The 15,806-nt window shown below is 77.4% G+C and carries 13 protein-coding genes; 4 read left to right on the top strand and 9 right to left on the bottom strand.

All coding sequences use genetic code 11. From position 1 onward, the window contains the following. The first annotated feature begins 156 nt into the window (after positions 1 to 156). Both DMH08_RS05610 and DMH08_RS05615 read left to right on the top strand, forming a co-directional pair. The gene (locus DMH08_RS05610) at positions 157 to 1,536 is read left to right on the top strand and encodes a sensor histidine kinase (RefSeq protein ID WP_125612131.1); all 1,380 of its coding nucleotides are present in this window, start codon (positions 157 to 159) and stop codon (positions 1,534 to 1,536) included. 24 nt (positions 1,537 to 1,560) lie between these two features. Further along, entirely contained in the window at positions 1,561 to 3,111 is a 1,551-nt protein-coding gene (locus DMH08_RS05615; RefSeq protein ID WP_125612133.1) for a carboxyl transferase domain-containing protein, read from the top strand. 11 nt (positions 3,112 to 3,122) lie between these two features. Here DMH08_RS05615 and DMH08_RS05620 read toward each other — a convergent pair whose 3' ends face one another. Both DMH08_RS05620 and DMH08_RS05625 read right to left on the bottom strand, forming a co-directional pair. Beyond that, on the bottom strand, positions 3,123 to 3,761 hold the full coding sequence (locus tag DMH08_RS05620; RefSeq protein WP_026404572.1) for a response regulator: 639 nt from the start codon (positions 3,759 to 3,761) through the stop codon (positions 3,123 to 3,125). Next, positions 3,758 to 4,885: a sensor histidine kinase gene (locus DMH08_RS05625; protein WP_051301235.1), complete on the bottom strand. Its 1,128-nt coding sequence runs from the start codon at positions 4,883 to 4,885 to the stop codon at positions 3,758 to 3,760. Before DMH08_RS05625 ends, DMH08_RS05620 begins: the two co-directional genes overlap by 4 nt. 132 nt (positions 4,886 to 5,017) lie before the next feature. On the opposite strand from DMH08_RS05625, the gene DMH08_RS05630 reads away from it, so the two are divergent. Continuing rightward, positions 5,018 to 5,890, top strand: coding sequence for a hypothetical protein (locus tag DMH08_RS05630; RefSeq protein WP_125612135.1), 873 nt, complete (start codon positions 5,018 to 5,020; stop codon positions 5,888 to 5,890). Here the strand turns inward: DMH08_RS05630 and DMH08_RS39980 are convergent. Beyond that, the gene (locus DMH08_RS39980) at positions 5,883 to 6,818 is read right to left on the bottom strand and encodes a hypothetical protein (RefSeq protein WP_026404571.1); all 936 of its coding nucleotides are present in this window, start codon (positions 6,816 to 6,818) and stop codon (positions 5,883 to 5,885) included. The two genes, DMH08_RS05630 and DMH08_RS39980, sit on opposite strands and share 8 nt — an antisense overlap. A gap of 44 nt (positions 6,819 to 6,862) precedes the next feature. Beyond that, entirely contained in the window at positions 6,863 to 8,950 is a 2,088-nt protein-coding gene (locus DMH08_RS39985) for a hypothetical protein (protein ID WP_158642255.1), read from the bottom strand. A 122-nt stretch (positions 8,951 to 9,072) separates the two neighbouring features. Between DMH08_RS39985 and DMH08_RS05640 the strand changes: the two genes are divergently transcribed. Beyond that, on the top strand, positions 9,073 to 10,116 hold the full coding sequence (locus tag DMH08_RS05640) for an alpha/beta hydrolase (RefSeq protein ID WP_125612139.1): 1,044 nt from the start codon (positions 9,073 to 9,075) through the stop codon (positions 10,114 to 10,116). A gap of 37 nt (positions 10,117 to 10,153) precedes the next feature. Here the strand turns inward: DMH08_RS05640 and DMH08_RS05645 are convergent, their stop codons facing one another. The 5 genes from DMH08_RS05645 to DMH08_RS42755 form a co-directional block, all read right to left on the bottom strand. Further along, positions 10,154 to 11,581, bottom strand: a complete 1,428-nt coding sequence (locus DMH08_RS05645; RefSeq protein WP_125612141.1) for an aldehyde dehydrogenase family protein — start codon at positions 11,579 to 11,581, stop codon at positions 10,154 to 10,156. Between the two features lie 4 nt (positions 11,582 to 11,585). Then, complete coding sequence (locus DMH08_RS05650) at positions 11,586 to 13,106, bottom strand: PucR family transcriptional regulator (RefSeq protein ID WP_125612144.1); 1,521 nt, start codon at positions 13,104 to 13,106, stop codon at positions 11,586 to 11,588. Between the two features lie 294 nt (positions 13,107 to 13,400). After that, on the bottom strand, positions 13,401 to 14,387 hold the full coding sequence (locus DMH08_RS05655; protein ID WP_125612146.1) for a hypothetical protein: 987 nt from the start codon (positions 14,385 to 14,387) through the stop codon (positions 13,401 to 13,403). A 46-nt stretch (positions 14,388 to 14,433) separates the two neighbouring features. Beyond that, positions 14,434 to 15,411, bottom strand: coding sequence for an LLM class flavin-dependent oxidoreductase (locus DMH08_RS05660; RefSeq protein ID WP_233617417.1), 978 nt, complete (start codon positions 15,409 to 15,411; stop codon positions 14,434 to 14,436). 63 nt (positions 15,412 to 15,474) lie between these two features. Further along, positions 15,475 to 15,806: CoA transferase (locus DMH08_RS42755; protein WP_442778628.1), on the bottom strand; the 332-nt coding region annotated here is incomplete at its 5' end.

A 15,806-nucleotide genomic window follows, 5' to 3' on the forward strand; every position in this document is an offset into this window, starting at 1 on the left:
AGTGTGCCCCGCCAGGATGGCGCGGGGGTTTCGGTGGGGTATGTGGGGATGTTTCGCTGCGCAATGGTTCGGTAACAACCTGTTCTGCGCACTCCTCCCGGGCGCTCGGCGCACGGCGGCCGCCGCGCGGCACGGAAAGGGGGAGGGGGCGCCGCAGTGTTCTTCCGGGGCGGCTGGGCGCCCTCGCGCTGGTCGGTGCGGGCCCGTGTCACCGCCGTCGCGACCGCCGTCGTCGCGGTGCTGCTGACGGTCGGCGTGACGGGCTTCTACTTCTCGCTGCGCCGCACCGTCAACGCCCAGCTCCACGACCGCGGACTGGTCGTGGCGAACGACCTCGCCGCCCTCGTCCGGACGCGCGGCTGGCGCGGCGAGCTGCCGATCCGCGACCCCGACTTCTCCCTGCTGCAGGTCGTGACGCCGGAGGGCGACCTGCTCGCGGCCAGCGACGCGCTGCGCGGGCGCGGCCCGCTCCGCCTGCCCGCGCCGTCCGAACCGGGACACCACCGCTCCTTCACCACCGAGGTGCCCGGCGTGCAGGCGAACGTCTTCGTCGTCGTCGAGCGCGTCCAGACCCCGGACGGCCCCCGCATCGTCTACGCGGGCGCGCCGATCGCCATCTACACGATGAACCAGGGCTTCTTCATCGGGGGGCTCGCGACCGCCGTCGTGCTCGGCACCGCGCTCACGTCGTGGATCGTCGCGCTCGCGGTGCGCCGCGCGCTGCGGCCCGTCCGGGTGATGAGCGCGGAGCTCGCGCAGATCACCGGCGGCGACCACGGCCGGGTCACCGTGCCCGAGCAGCACGACGAGGTGTCGGAGCTGGGCCAGTCGGTGAACCTCACGCTGTACCGGCTGGAGCAGGTGCTGGCCCGGCAGCGCGCGTTCGTCGCGGACGTCTCGCACGAGCTGCGCAGCCCCATCACCGGACTGTGCGCGCAGCTCGAGGTGGCGCTGCAGGCCCCCGAGGACGAGGACTGGCCCGCGGTCGCGCGTGCCGCGCTGGCGGACGCCGACCGGCTGCAGGGCATCGTGTCGGACCTGCTGATCCTCGCCCGGCTCGGCTCGGGCGTCGAAGCCGAACCGCGGCCGCTGGACCTCGGCGCGTTCGTCCGGGAGGAGGCCGGCCGGCGTCCCCGGCGGGTGCCGGTCCGCGTCGACGCCGCCGAGGACGTCACGGTCCTGGCGGTGGCCCACCAGCTCGCGCGGGTGCTGACGAACCTGCTCGACAACGCCGAGCGGCACGCGCGGTCGTGGGTGCGGGTCACGGTGGCGGCCGACGGGCCGGACGCCGTCCTGGAGGTGCTCGACGACGGCGCGGGCGTCGCCCGCGACGACCGCGAGCGGGTGTTCCGCCGCTTCACCCGGCTGGACGAGGGGCGGCGCCGCGACCGCAGCGGCACCGGCCTCGGCCTGCCCATCTCCCGCGACATCGCGGTCGCGCACGGCGGCACGCTCGTCATCGCCGACAGCGACGCGGGCGCGCGGTTCGTCATGCGGATCCCCCGCGATCCGCCCCCCGGCGCGACCCCCGCGTGACCGTCCGCGCGGCGCCCGGTCATCATGCTGGGGACCGCCGTCGAAGGGAGCCGTGTGTCGGAACGGGTCGGGGCGCGCGAGCTGCTGCGCCGGGTGCTGGACGGAGGCGCGTGGACCTCGTGGGACGAACCGGTCGGCGCGGGAGCCGAGACCGGGGCCGCGTCCGGGGCCGCGCCGGGGTACCGGGCGGAGCTCGCCGCCGCGCGCGAGCGCAGCGGATGCGACGAGGCCGTCCTCACCGGCGAGGGGCGGCTGCGCGGGCGCCGCGTCGCGTTCGTCGTGTCGGAGTTCCGGTTCCTCGCCGGATCGATCGGGCGGGCCACCGCCGACCGGATCGTCGCCGCCGTCGAGCGCGCCACCGCCGCGGGACTGCCGCTGCTCGCCGCGCCGTCCTCGGGCGGCACCCGGATGCAGGAGGGCACGGCCGCGTTCGTGCAGATGGCGCGGATCACCGGGGCCGTCATGGCGCACCGCGCCGCCGGGCTCCCGTACCTGGTCTACCTGCGGCATCCGACGACCGGCGGGGTGTTCGCGTCGTGGGGGTCGCTCGGGCACATGACGGCCGCCGAGCCGGGCGCGCTCATCGGGTTCCTCGGCCCGCGCGTGTACGAGGGGCTGCACGGGGAGCCGTTCCCGCCGGGCGTGCAGGTCGCGGAGAACCTCGCCGCGAAGGGCCTGCTGGACGCCGTCGTGCCCATCGACGACCTGGCCGGTGTCGCCTCGGGCGCCCTCGCGGTCCTGTGCGGCCGCGCCCCGGCCCCCCGCCCGGAGCCGCGGGAGGCCGCGGAGCCGGGGGCCGTGCCGGAGGGCCCGGCGGGGGCGGGGGACCGCGGCGGCGACGCGTGGGACTCGATCGAGCGCTCGCGGCGCCCCGGCCGTCCCGGCGTCGCCGAGCTGCTGCGGCACGGCGCGTCCGATGTCACGCCGCTCTCCGGGACGGGGCAGGGCGAGGCCGACCCGGGGCTGCTGCTGGCGCTCGCCCGGTTCGGCGCGGCGCCGTGCGTCCTCGTCGGGCAGGACCGCCGGTCGCAGCGCGCCGGGCATCCGCTCGGCCCGGCCGGGCTGCGCGTCGCCCGGCGCGGCATGTCGCTCGCCGCCGAGCTCGGCCTGCCGCTGGTCACCGTCGTCGACACGCCCGGCGCCGTGCTGTCCGCCGAGGCGGAGGAGGGCGGCCTGGCGGGGGAGATCGCCCGCTGCCTCGCCGACCTGCTCACCCTCGCCGCGCCGACGCTGTGCCTGCTGCTCGGCGAGGGCAGCGGCGGCGCGGCGCTCGCGCTGCTGCCCGCCGACCGCGTCCTCGTCGCCCGGCACGGGTGGCTGTCGCCGCTGCCGCCCGAGGGCGCCTCGGTGATCGTGCACCGCACCCCCGGCCGGGCCGCCGAGCTCGCCGCCGCCCAGGGCGTCCGGTCGGCCGACCTGCTGCGCGCCGGGACCGCGGACGTCCTGGTGGACGAGCTGCCGGACGCGGCCGACGAGCCCGCGGCGTTCTGCCGCCGCGCCGCCGCCGCGATCGAGCGCGAACTGTCCGGCCTCGTCGCGGGCAGCCCCGCCGCACGGCAGGCCCGGTACCGCTGACCCGACCCGTGTCAGCCGTCGTCCAGGAGCCCGGCGCGGTGCGCGAGGATCGCGGCCTGCACGCGGTTGCTGAGCGCCAGCTTCGCCAGGATGCGGCTCACGTGCGTCTTCACCGTCGCCTCGCTCATGTGCAGGGCGGCGGCGATGTCGGTGTTGGACAGGCCGCCGCCGACCGCGACCAGGACCTCCCGCTCCTTGGCGGTGAGGACGTCCAGGCGCCGTTCGGCCTCGGCGCGCCCGGTGTCGGCGAACCGCCGCAGCAGCCGCCGCGTCACCTTCGGCGACAGCATCGCGTCGCCGCGCGCCGCGCTGCGGACGGCGGCGAGCATCTCCTCGCCCGAGGCGTCCTTCAGCAGGAAGCCGACCGCGCCGTGCCGCAGCGCCGTCCGCACGTACTCGTCGAGGTCGAACGTCGTCAGCACGACGACGGGGTACCGGGGCGCGAGCCGGGCGGTGGCGGCCAGGCCGTCCGCGCGCGGCATCCGGATGTCCATCAGGACGACGTCCGGGTCGTGCGCCCGGGCCCGCCGCACCGCCTCCTCGCCGTCGGACGCCTCGTCCACCACGGTGATGTCGGGCGCCGCGCCGAGGATGGTGCGCAGCATCGCGCGGACCATCCACTCGTCGTCGACGACCAGGACGCGGATCACGGCGCCGCCTCGCGGAGCGGCACCTCGGCCGCGACCTCGAAGCCGCCGTCCGGGGTGGGCCGGGCGGTCAGCTCGCCGCCGACGAGCCGGACCCGCTCGGCGACGCCGAGCAGCCCGTGGTCGCCGCTCGGCAGCACCTCCGCCGCCGGCGGCCGCGGGCCCGGCGGGCCGTTGGTCACCGACAGCCGCAGCGACCCGGGCGACCGGACGACCCGCACGACCGTCCGCGCGTTGCCGGCGTGCTTGTGCACGTTGGTGAGCGCCTCCTGCACCACCCGGTAGGCGGCGTGCTCCACGAGGGCGGGCGCCGGCTCGCCCGTCCCGTCCGCCGCCTCCAGCGTGACCGGCATGCCGATGCGGCGCGACTCGGCGACCAGCTCGGGCAGGTCGCCGAGGCCGCGCTGCGGCGCCAGCGGCGCGTCCCCCGCCCGCAGCACCTCGACCAGTGCGCGCAGCTCCGCCAGCGCCTCGCGGCCGATCCCGCCGATCCGGCGGCCGATCGCGACGGCGTCGCGGCCCTCCGCCGCCTCCAGCGCGGTCGTGTGCAGCACGATCAGCGCGACGCGGTGCGTGACGACGTCGTGCATGTCGCGGGCGATCTGGGCGCGCTCCTCGGCGCGGGCCGCCAGCACCCGGCGGTGCTGCTCCCGCTCGGCGCGCTCGACGCGCTCCCGCATGCCGTCGATCAGCTGCCGCCGGGTGCCGACGTAGAGCCCGAGCAGCGCCGGGGCCACGCAGACCGCCGCGGTGAGCGGCGCCGCGGCGTCCGGGCCGCCGACCCGCCAGAACGGGAGCCCGACCAGCAGGACGGCCGGGACCGTGCGCAGGACCGTCCGGCGCCACGACCGGGACCGCTCGCCGACGGTGTACTGCGCGAGCAGCAGCGGGGTGAAGGCGCCGGTGGTGAGCCAGCCGGCCACCGCGGCGGCCAGCAGCGCCTCCGGGCTCCGGCGCCGCCACCACGCCGCGGCGCCCGCCAGCAGGCCCAGCACGACCGCGGACCACAGCGGCGGATCCCACGACGTGTAGGCGAGGTCGGTGTCGCCGAACGAGCCGCCCGAGCCGCCGTCGCCGGACGCGACCGCGGCGGCGACGACGGCGGCGGCGAGCGCGTCCCGCTTCATGGACGTTCACGATAACCGCCGCCCGCCCGCCCGGGATCGGTAGAAAGTTGTACGCGGGCGCCATCGTTCCGCCGACCCGCCCGCGATGATCGGCCGATGCGCGGGCGGCCCCGCCGCGGCGACGCTGGGCGCATGTCCACACCGACCAGGCGCCCCCTCCACTACGCCTTCGCGGCGTACGCGGCGGTCGCCGCGCTCGCCTTCCAGACCGTCCCCGACCCCAAGTACCCGCTGATGCAGACGATCGCGACCGGCGGATACCTCGTGGCGGCCGCGCTGCTGACCGTCCTCGCGCTCGGCGGCGCCCGCCGGTCCCTGATCGGGTTCCACCTCGGGTTCCTGCCCGTCCAGTTCCTGTTCCTGTTCGGCGGATCGGAGGCGCCGCTGCCGGGCATGCTGTTCGGCGCGCTGACCGTCGCGGTCATGCGGCCCCGCTTCCCGAGGCTGAGGCGGACGCCGCGCCGCGTGTGGCTGACCCTGCACGTCGGGGTGAGCGTCGGCTGGCTCGGCCTGGCCACCGCGATGTCGACGCTCGCCATCGCCGGGGCCACCGCCGACGGGCACGCCGTCCGGCACGGCGCCTACGTGCTCATGCACGTGTTCGACCTGGCGATCGTCATCCCCAGCGTCGCGCTCGCCATCATCACCGGGCTCGTCGTCTCGCTGGGCACCAAGTGGGGCCTGGTCAAGCACTGGTGGGTGCTGCTCAAGTTCGCGATCTCGCTGGTGATCCCGATCATCGCGACCGTGCAGAGCGGCTGGATCGAGGAGCTGGAGCACCGGACGCTCGACCCGGCGGGCGACCCGGGCGGGCTCGGCCTCGTCCTCGTCTGCTGCATGCTCGGCTACACGGCGCTGCTGTGGACGGCCGTCGTGCTGTCGGTCGTGAAGCCGGGCGGCCGGACCCGCTGGGGGCGGGCGGGCGCCCCGGCCGGGGCGCCCGCGGACCGCCGCGCCGGCGGGCCCGCCCGCCCGCCGGCGCCTGCCGGGCGGCGGCTCAGTTGAGGTTGCCCTCCATGCCGCTGTAGATCTCGGTCGCCTCGCAGAAGGCCGCGCCGAGCACCGCGGCGACGCCCATCGCCTCGTCGATCTTCCGCAGCTCGGTCGGGTCGCAGTCGAAGGCGTCCCGGTGCCGGGCGAGGTGGGCGCGGGTCCCGGCGACGGCGGGCGCCGGGACCATGCCGCCGACGGTGTAGTTGCCGGTGATGGAGCCGTCCGGGTACGGCCAGTCCAGGTCGGGGAACTCCGCGCGGACCGGCCCGGTGAGCGCGGCCGGGGCGGTGAAGCCCTCGTCCGCGACTCCCGCGTCGGCGCAGAGCGCGGTGGGCCAGGTGCGGCCGCGCGACATCCAGCCCGGCAGCAGCGCGGCGGCGAACGTCAGCAGGTTGAACGGGATCTCGCTCACCAGAATTTCGGCCGCGTCGAACTCCCGCCCGTCCGGGTGGCGGACGGTCCGCCGCCCCTCGCGCAGCGCGACCGCCGCCTCGCGCAGGATCCGCAGGGCCGTGCCCATGCTCGCGGCGAGCACCTCGTCGTCCGGCAGCCGCCCGCCGGTGTCGGGCGTGACGCGCGCCGCCAGCGCCGGGTCGATCCGGTCGATCATCTCCCGCGCGAGCGCGTCGACCTCGCCGCTCGGCGTCGCGAGGTACCGCCGGACGTCCTCGGCGATCCCCTCCGCCTCGTCGCCGACGATGAAGAACGGACGACCCCACACGTGCAGCCGGGAGTCGAACGCGACGCCGTCCAGATCGCGGGTCGCCTGGAGCACGCCGAGCGCCCACGCCTTGGCGCGGAAGCGCGTCTTGCGGATCTCCACCGCCCGGGCGATCAGGTCGTCGATGCCGTCGGCGTCCCCGTGCCCGGCGATGTACGGCAGCAGGCGGTCCTCGACCAGCGCCGTGTCGACCGGGTGGAAGCTCGTGTCATACCCCATGATCGGAAAGCGTAGGGGGCCGGACGACGTTTCCGGCATTCCCGTCACGTGCCGCCCAGTGCGATGTCGTCCGAGCCGTCCGCGGGCGCGGACGCCCCGCCGAGCGCGACGTCCGCGCCGACCGGGGCGGCCTCCAGCACGTCGTGCAGGAGGTCGACGACCGTCCGGAGCGCCGACGCGCCCGGCCGGGTGCGCCGCCGCAGGTCGGCGAGGACGCCCAGGTCCGCGGCGGTCAGCTCGTCGAGCGGGCGGGCGGCCGGTCCGGCGGCGGCCCGCACGGCCTCGTCCACGACGGTCACGGTCTCGCGGCCGACGGCGTGCACGGCGCCGTCCGGGGTCGCCCAGACGGCGCGGGCGGGCAGCCCGGCCGGCGGGCGCGGGTCCCGGACGGGTTCCAGCGTGGCGGCGTCCGCGTACCAGGCCGTCCCCGGGGCGTACGGCCGGCCCGCCGACGCGCCGAGCAGCTCCCCGGTCGCGGGGAGGTGGACGACGGCGCCGACGGTGTCGTGCGGGCGCGGCGCGAGCACCGCGACGTCGCGCAGGCCGCCGTCGGGCGTGCACGCGATGAGGCGCCCGTCGGAGAACAGGCGGTCCGGCGCGGTGAAGCAGCCGGGGGTCGCCCGCGCCCAGGGGGAGCCCTGCCGGGCATGGCCGGCCGCCGAGTCGGCGACGACCCGCCCGTCCGGTTCGATGACGACGATCCGCTTCGGGGCGCGGCTGTGGAACGCGACCCGCCCGCCGACCGGGTCGGCGAACACCTCGTACGCCCAGGCGAAGTCGGCCCGTGCGGCGATGCGGGCCGGGGGGAAGGCGGTGAGGAACGGAAGGTCGGCGACGGTGAGCGGACCGTCCGGGGAAGGGCGCCCGGCCCGGTCGAACCGGTGCAGCCGCACCTCCCGGTCATCGGTGACGCCCGCGACGACGAAGCCGCCGGGGACCGGGGCCAGGTGGGTGACGCGGTCGCGGACCGGCAGGCGCTCCGGCCGCCGGTCCGCGAACGGCAGCCACCAGACGGCCCGCTCGTCGTGCTCGGGGGCGATCGCGGCGCCGTGCTCGGTGAGGGCGAACCGCGGCGTGCCGCCGTCGACGACGTGCCGCCCGGCGGAGGACGCGACGCCGCCGTCCAGCGTGAAGACCTGGACGGTGCGGGGGTCGCTCGGCATGCCGCGGTGGAGGTGCCCGACGACCATGAACCGGGCGTCCGGCGAGAAGGCGCCGGCCTCCACCAGCCTGTCCGCCAGCCCGCCCACCCGCACGGTCCGGCGGTCGGCGTCGGCGAGCACCGCGACGTGGTCGTGCAGGCGCGGCGGGGCCGCGCGGAGCAGGGCGAGGACGCGGCGGTCCGCCGGGGCGGGCCGCCAGCCGGCGGGGAGGGCGCGGGCGACGGCGGCGGCGTCGGCGAGCGGGAGCCGCTTGGCCGTCCGCCACGCCTCCTCCCACCGGCGGCTCTCGAGCAGGGCCCGCGCGAGGTCCCGGCGCTCGCCGGCGCCGAGGCCGGCGTCCCGGTCGCGGGCGGTGACGACGCGGACGACGTCCAGGTCGCCCGCGCGCAGCATCGCCTCGCGCAGCCGCTCCCGGCGGCGCTCGCCCGCGGCCGCGTAGGCCCGCGCGAGGTGCGTCCCGTCGGGGTCGAGGGCGCGGTACCGGGCGCCGCGGCCGGTGACGAGGAACAGCTCGGCGAGCGCCGGCGGGTCGCGGGGGAGGTCGTCGCGGGCGGCGAGGACGCCCGCGAGCGGGGCGCCGGGCCCCGCGTCGAGCGCGGTGCCGAGCGCGTCGCGCAGCACGTCCGGGTCGGTGGTCCGCGCGAGCAGGTCCCGCGCGATCGTCCCGATCGGGTGGTCCCGGACGAGCGCGGCCGCGAGCAGGGCGGTGCGCTCGCCGCCGGGGCGGGTGCCGCCGCCGAGCGCCACCACGCTCCGCGCCCGCCGGTCGCCGCGCGCGGGACGGCCCCACGACCGCAGCGCGCGGAGCAGTGCGTCGTGGGGAGCCCGGTCGAGCCAGCAGGCCCACAGCGCGTCGACCACGCTCTGGTCGCCGCTCTCGCCCGCCTTCCGCAGCCGGTCCCAGCCCGGCCCCCGGAACCCGTCCCGGACGGCCCGCGCCAGCAGCCGCTCGCGCCGCCCGGATCGCATGCTCCGTACGGTAAGCCGGATCCGGCCCGCGGGGCCACGGGCGGCCCGTCCGGAGGGGGCCTACCGGCGGGTAGGCCCGCATCGTTACGATCGGCGGACGGTTCGCCCCCCAGGAGGTACAGATGTCCCGGCTGTCCGAACTCGTTCCGCCCGCGGTCGTCGGCGGCGTGCTGCGCGGCGTCTTCGCGCTGCCGGACCCCCTCCGGCGGGCGATCGCGGGGGCGCCGGTCGTCCGGGACGGGCAGCGGCTCGCGCTGGACGCGCAGCTCCTCCTGACGCTGTCGCGGCTGGAGCAGCGCAACCTCGGCGGCGGGCGGCCCGCGGACGCCCGCCGCGGCATGGAGCGGTCGAACCGGCTGCTCGCCCGGGACCTGCCGCGGCCGGTGAAGACGCGCGACGTCGCCGCCGGGGACGTCCCGGCCCGGCTCTACACCCCCGCCGGACTGGCGGAGGGCTCGCCGCTGCTGGTCTTCTACCACGGCGGCGGCTGGGTCATCGGCGACCTCGACACCCACGACTCGGTGTGCCGGTACCTCGCGGTGAACGCGGAGGCGCGGGTGCTGTCGGTCGGGTACCGGCTGGCGCCCGAGCACCGGTACCCGGCGGCGGCGGAGGACGCCCTGGAGGCGTGGGCGTACGCGGTGGAGCACGCGCGCGAGCTGGGCGCCGACCCGGACGCCATCGCGGTCGGCGGCGACAGCGCGGGCGGGAACCTCGCCGCGGTCGTCGGGCTGCGCGCCGAGCGCCGCCCGGACTTCGCGCTGCTGTTCTACCCGGCGACCGACATGTCGGTCCGGCGGCGGTCCCGCGAGCTGTTCGCCGAGGGGTTCATGCTCACCGACGCCGACATGGTGTGGTTCAGCGACCACTACTGCCCGGACGAGGAGCGCCGCAAGGAGCCGGACGCGTCGCCGCTGCTCGCCGCCGACGTCGCCGGGTTCCCGCCGACCTACCTGGTGACGGCCGGGTTCGACCCGCTGCGGGACGAGGGCGAGGAGTTCGCGGAGCGGCTCGCCGGCGCCGGGGTGCCGGTCGCGCTGCGGCGGCAGGACGACCTCATCCACGGCTTCGCGAACATGTGGGGCCTCGGCGGCCGGTTCCGCGAGGCGATGGCGGAGGCCGCCGGGGCGCTGCGCACCGGCATGGCGCGGGCCCGGCTCCGCTGACGGAGACCGGGCCCGGGCCGGACGGACGGGAGGCGGCTCAGAGCGGCAGCCCGGTGAAGACCATCACCTTCTCCTCGGTGTAGTCCTCCATCGCCGACCGCAGCCCCTCCCGGCCGACGCCCGAGTCCTTCACGCCGCCGTACGGCATCTGGTCGGCCCGGTAGGACGGGACGTCGCCGATGACGACGCCGCCGACCTCCAGCTCGCGGTGCGCGCGGAACGCGATGTCGAGGCTCCGGGTGAAGATGCCCGCCTGGAGCCCGAACTTGGAGTCGTTGACCCGCTCGAACGCCTCGTCCACGCCGTCCACCGGCCGGACCAGCATGACCGGGCCGAACACCTCCTCGCGCGACACCTTCGCGTCGTCCGGGACGTCGGCGAGCAGCGTCGGCGCGTACGCGGCGCCCTCCCGGGTGCCGCCGGCGAGGACCTTCGCGCCCGCCGCGACGGCCTCGTCCACCCACGCCTCGACCCGCTCGGCGGCCTTCTCGTCGACCAGCGGCCCCACCTGCGTCTTGTCGTCCCACGGGTCGCCGGTCACGAGGCTCTCGACGTTCTCCACCAGCTTCGGCAGGAACTCCTCGTAGACGGAGCGGTCGACGTAGACGCGCTGCACGGCGATGCAGCTCTGCCCCGCCTGGTAGTTGGCGAACAGCCCGATGCGCTTCGCGGCCCAGTCGAGGTCGGCGTCCGGCAGGACGACCGCGGCGCCGTTCCCGCCGAGCTCCAGCGTGACGTGCTTGCGGGGCGCCCGGTCCCGGATGGACCACCCGACCGGGACGGACCCGGTGAACGACACGATCGGCAGCCGCGGGTCGTCGACGAGACCGGACGCGCGGTCGTTCGGCACCGTCAGCACCGACCACATCCCGGCGGGCAGGTCGGTCTCGGCGAGCAGCTCGCCGAGCAGCAGCGCCGACAGCGGGGTGGCGGGGGCGGGCTTCAGCACGATCGGGGTGCCGGCCGCGATCGCCGGGGCGATCTTGTGGGCGGCCAGGTTGAGCGGGAAGTTGAACGGGGAGATGCCGAGCACCGGGCCCTTGGGGACGCGGGTGATGTAGGCCATCCGGCCCTCGGCGGCGGGGTCGGTGTCGAGCCGCTGGGTGGTCGCGCTGAAGCGGCGGGCCTCCTCGGCGGCGAACCGGAACGTGGAGACCGCGCGGGCCACCTCGCCGCGCGCCCACAGCAGCGGCTTGCCGTTCTCGCCGGTGATCAGCCGGGCGATCTCCGCGGAGCGCTCGGCGAGCCGCGCGGACACGTGCGCGAGCGCCTCGGCGCGGACGTGCAGCGGCAGCGCCGCCGCCTCGCGGCGCACCGCGTCGGCGGCCGCGACCGCCTCCTCCACCTGCGCGGGGGTCGGGACCGCGACGGTTCCGACGACGCGGCCGTCGTAGGGGTGCGTCACGGTCAGTTCGCCGTCACCGGTCTCGGGCCGGCCGGCCAGCCAGAATGGGGTCGCGTTCATACGCTCACGCTATCTCCGGAGGCCCCGCGGGGGAGTCTCCGACATGGCGAATCCGCTCGCCCGGGTTGGACGCGACGGCGAACGCGACCCACAGTTCGGCCCGGACGGCCGGGTCGTCCAGGTCGCGGCCCAAGGCGCCGGCCGCCTTGCGCAGCCGCGACCGGAGCGTGTGCCGGTGGACGCCGAGCGCCCGCGCGGCCGTCTCGCCCTGCCCGTTGGCCTGCACGTACGCGCGCACCGCGCCGTCCAGCCCCTCGGCGCGCAGCGGGGCGAGCAGCGCCTCCGCGAAGGCGCGCGCGGGCCCCGGATCGAGCACGCCCAGCACGCCCTGCCCCGGCAGGTCGGCGTGGTGCATGACGGGCCGGTCCGCGCGGACGGCCGCCGCCAGCGCCTCCTCGGCCTGCCGCAGCGCCGGCGCGAGCGCGCCCGGACCCGGCGGGACGCCGTCCGCGCCGGCCGGGCCGCTGACGCCGACCGGCCCGACGCCCGCCAGCAGCGGCACGACCGTCCCGGCGAGCGCGTCGGGGACGACGACCGCGACGCTCCCGGCGGCCGGCAGCGGCAGGCACCGCTCGCCCGCCGGGTCGGACTCCAGCGCGTCCAGCACCGCCCGGCCCCGCTCCGGCGCCGCGCACGCCAGCACCCGCACCGGCCCGCGCGGCACCGCGCCGCCCCCGGCGGGCCGCCCGAGCAGCACCCCGGCGAGCGCCGCCCGCAGGTCGCGGGCGGTGCGCGGGGTCTCCGACTGGAGCGTGAGCAGCGCGACCGCCGCGCCCACGATGGTGTGCGCGGTCGGCGGCAGCGGCGCGTCCGTCCCGACGGCGAGGAACCCGCGCGGCCGCCTGCCGAGCCCGATCCGCTGCGCCACGACGTGCTCGCCGGGCAGCGACAGCGCCAGGCTCGCCGGGGACCCGTCCGGCCGGTCCGCGGGCGGGCGGCGGCGCAGCCGCGCCAGTTCGGGCGCGAGCGCCTCCGCGTGCGCGCGGGCGCGCGCGGGCTCGGCGTGCCGCACGTCCCCGGCGGCGTCCAGCAGCAGCGCCCAGCCGCCGAGCAGCCGCGCCAGCCGCGCGACGAGCCGTCCGGGGCCGGTGAGCGCGGCGCGCGTCAGCTCCCGCTGCGCCTGGTACGCGCGGGTGACATCCTCGTACCACTCGGCGGCGAGCAACCGGGACACGGCCTTGCCGATCGCGATGAACGGGACCGGGCGCGGCACCTCCAGCACCGCCAGCCCCTGCGCGCGGGCCGCGGCGAGCAGCTCGTCCGGGACGGTCGCGTGGATGACGCCGACCCCGAAGCCGAGCCCGGCGACGCCCCGCTCCACGAGCCGCCCGACGTACTCCGCGGCGTTGCGCGGGGTGAGCCGCATGCCCGTGGTGAGCACCAGCTCGCCGCCCTCCAGGTACGGCGTCGGGTCCTCCAGCTCGCTGACCGCGACCCACAGGACGGGCGTGTCCGGCGGCGGCCCGGTCGGGGACGTCAGCCCGAGCTGCGGGATCGCCGCCACGGCGGCCAGGCTGGGCGGCACCGCGCTCCCTCCGGCTCGGGGACGGTCAATGTCCGGGGCGTCCAGTCGGGACCGCGCGATTCGCCGCCCCGTACGTTCATCCTAGGCGCGGGCGCCGCCTAGGTTCGGCGCATGGGCAGCACGGACCCGGAGTGCACGGGCCGCCTCCGGGGCGAGCGGTGAGGCCCGCCGGCCCCGGCTTGGGCGGGCCGGCGGCCCTCGCCCGGCGCCCGCCGGACCGGCGCCGCTCCGCGGACCGCGTGCGTGCCCATGCCCGTGGGCTGTGACGGTGTTCGTCCGCGCCGGGGCCCCCGGTCAGCGGCCCTGCCCGCGCGCCCGCGTCCACTCCCGGACGTCCGCGCGGGCGAGCAGCCGTCCGGCGGTGAAGACGGCGGCGCCGGGCAGCGCGAGGAGCAGGACGACCCAGTCCTCGCCCGGGTCGGGCGGGTGGCCGCCGCTGTAGCCGGCGGCGGCGATGAGGAGGACGCCGAAGAAGAGCACCGCGCCGAGGGTCGGCGCGAACCTGGCCATCTGCCCGGTGGCGAGCGGGCCGCCCAGCCAGATGCGGACGAGCCACAGCGTGAACGCCGCCGTCCAGAAGGCGCCCATCGCGAGGGTCCGGGCCGAGGCGTCGTCGAGGACGGCGGCCGTCATGGCGGCGGCCCAGCAGAGCGCGAGGAGCGACACGCCGGCCGGCACCGCCCACGGGCGGCCGGGCACGGCGACCCACGTGCCCGGGGTGCGGTACAGGCCGGGCGCGAACCGGGCGAGCGCGTCGTCGATCGGGCCGACGACCCGGTGGGCGTGGCCGAACGGCAGGCGGTAGGCGACGCCCGGCGCGCCCGCCTTCGCGACGGCCAGGTGCTCCATCTCCGGGTGGGCGTCGCGGAACTCCGGACCCGCCGGGTGCAGCAGGAGGTTCACCGTGGACGCCACCCGGGGCGCCCCGGTGTCGGGCTCCGGATCGACCAGGCGCACCCGGGACAGCTCCGCCCAGCGCACCGCCCACGGCCGCCCGCGGGGGTCGTCCCAGCGCATCCCGGCCGCGTCGAGCACGAGGCGGCGCCGCCGGAACGCCACCCGCCACATCAGCAGGGGCAGGGCGCCGAGCAGCGCGAAGACGGTGCCGATCACGAACGCCGCCACGCGGACGCCGGTGCCGCCGTCCACGCCGCCGGTGACCGCGGCGGCGATCGCGACGACCCCGAGGGGGCCCGCGACCGCCGCGCCGACGATCATCTGCCGTCCGTGGACGTGCGCGACGTCGACGGTGACGGAATCCGGGGGGCCGTCCGAGTCCATGCCGATCGAAAGTAGACGACTTCGCCCGGCAGGTCGACCGCGCCCGCTACCGCGGTCCGAGCGACGACGGGTACAGCTCGGCGAGGATGTCGTAGGACTTCAGCCGGTCGGCGTGCTCGAACACCTGCGTGACGACCATGACCTCGTCCACGCCCGTCCGCGCGATCAGCTCGTCCAGCTGCCGCCGGACGCCGTCCGGCCCGCCGATGACCTGGTCCTGGAGCCGGGACTGGACGATCTGGCGCTCCAGCGGCGTGTACGGGTGGGCGGCCGTCTCCTCCGGGCTCGGCAGCGGGCCCGGGTTCCCCTGCCGCAGGCGGAGGAACGACAGCGCCTGCGGCGCCGCGAGCTCGCGGGCCCGCTCGTCCGACTCGGCCGCCGTGACGCCGACGCCGATCATCGAGTACGGCTCCTGGAGCGCGCCGGGGCGGAACGACTCCCGGTACAGGGACAGCGCGGGCAGCGTGTTCTCGGCGCTGAAGTGGTGCGCGAACGCGAACGGCAGCCCCAGCAGGCCCGCGAGCTTCGCGCTGTAGCCGCTGGACCCCAGCAGCCAGATGGGCGGCTCGTTCCCGGCCGCCGGCGTCACCGTGCTCTTGGCGTCGAAGTAGTTCCGCAGCTCGATGACCTGCTCGGGGAAGTCGTCCACCGACAGCGAGTCGGGGGAGCGGCGCAGGGCGCGCGCGGTGGCCTGGTCGGTGCCGGGGGCGCGGCCGAGGCCGAGGTCGATGCGGCCGGGGAAGAGGGCCTCCAGGGTGCCGAACTGCTCCGCCACCACCATCGGGGCGTGGTTCGGCAGCATGATGCCGCCCGACCCGACGCGCATCGCCGACGTCGCCGCCGCGACCTGCCCGATCAGCACCGCCGTCGCCGAGCTGGCGATGCCCGGCATCGCGTGGTGCTCGGCGAGCCAGTACCGGTGGTAGCCGAGCCGCTCGGCGCGCCGGGCCAGGTCCAGGGTGTTGCGCAGCGCCTCCGCGGAGGTCGAGCCGCTGACGACGGGGGCCAGATCGAGAACAGACAAACGGACGGTCATGAACAGTGACAACCCGCGCGGACGGCGCGGTCTTCCCGCTCAGGCCACCGCTCAGGCCGTGACGGCCGCCACGATGGCCGCGGCCGCCGCGCCGGCGGCCACGGGCACCGTGATGCCGATCCACGACCAGTTCACGAGCGTGCGGGCGCGCTCGGGATCGTCCGCGAACCGCTCCTCGGCCCGGGCGTACAGGAGCGCGGAGACGAAGAGGCAGGGGAAGAACGCGACCATCGTCAGGAGGCCGAGGACGAAGGCGACCGTCTGCCCGAGGCGGGTGTACGTGCCGTCGGGGCCGATGCCGAGGCGCTCGGTGACGCCCGGCCGGAAGCCCTCGAGCAGCACGTCCGCCTTCTCGACGAGGCGCAGGACGACGTCGCGTCCCC

The sequence above is a fragment of the Actinomadura sp. WAC 06369 genome, assembly GCF_003947565.1.
Lineage (GTDB): Bacteria > Actinomycetota > Actinomycetes > Streptosporangiales > Streptosporangiaceae > Spirillospora > Spirillospora rifamycini.

Excerpts from the sequence above, each read along its gene's own strand:
- DMH08_RS05615 (WP_125612133.1), top strand. The coding sequence starts at position 1,561 with ATGCTGGGGACCGCCGTCGAAGGGAGCCGTGTGTCGGAACGGGTCGGG.
- DMH08_RS05625 (WP_051301235.1), bottom strand. The coding sequence starts at position 4,885 with ATGAAGCGGGACGCGCTCGCCGCCGCCGTCGTCGCCGCCGCGGTCGCG.
- DMH08_RS05630 (WP_125612135.1), top strand. The coding sequence starts at position 5,018 with ATGTCCACACCGACCAGGCGCCCCCTCCACTACGCCTTCGCGGCGTAC.
- DMH08_RS39980 (WP_026404571.1), bottom strand. The coding sequence starts at position 6,818 with ATGGGGTATGACACGAGCTTCCACCCGGTCGACACGGCGCTGGTCGAG.
- DMH08_RS39985 (WP_158642255.1), bottom strand. The coding sequence starts at position 8,950 with ATGCGATCCGGGCGGCGCGAGCGGCTGCTGGCGCGGGCCGTCCGGGAC.
- DMH08_RS05640 (WP_125612139.1), top strand. The coding sequence starts at position 9,073 with ATGTCCCGGCTGTCCGAACTCGTTCCGCCCGCGGTCGTCGGCGGCGTG.
- DMH08_RS05645 (WP_125612141.1), bottom strand. The coding sequence starts at position 11,581 with ATGAACGCGACCCCATTCTGGCTGGCCGGCCGGCCCGAGACCGGTGAC.
- DMH08_RS05655 (WP_125612146.1), bottom strand. The coding sequence starts at position 14,387 with ATGGACTCGGACGGCCCCCCGGATTCCGTCACCGTCGACGTCGCGCAC.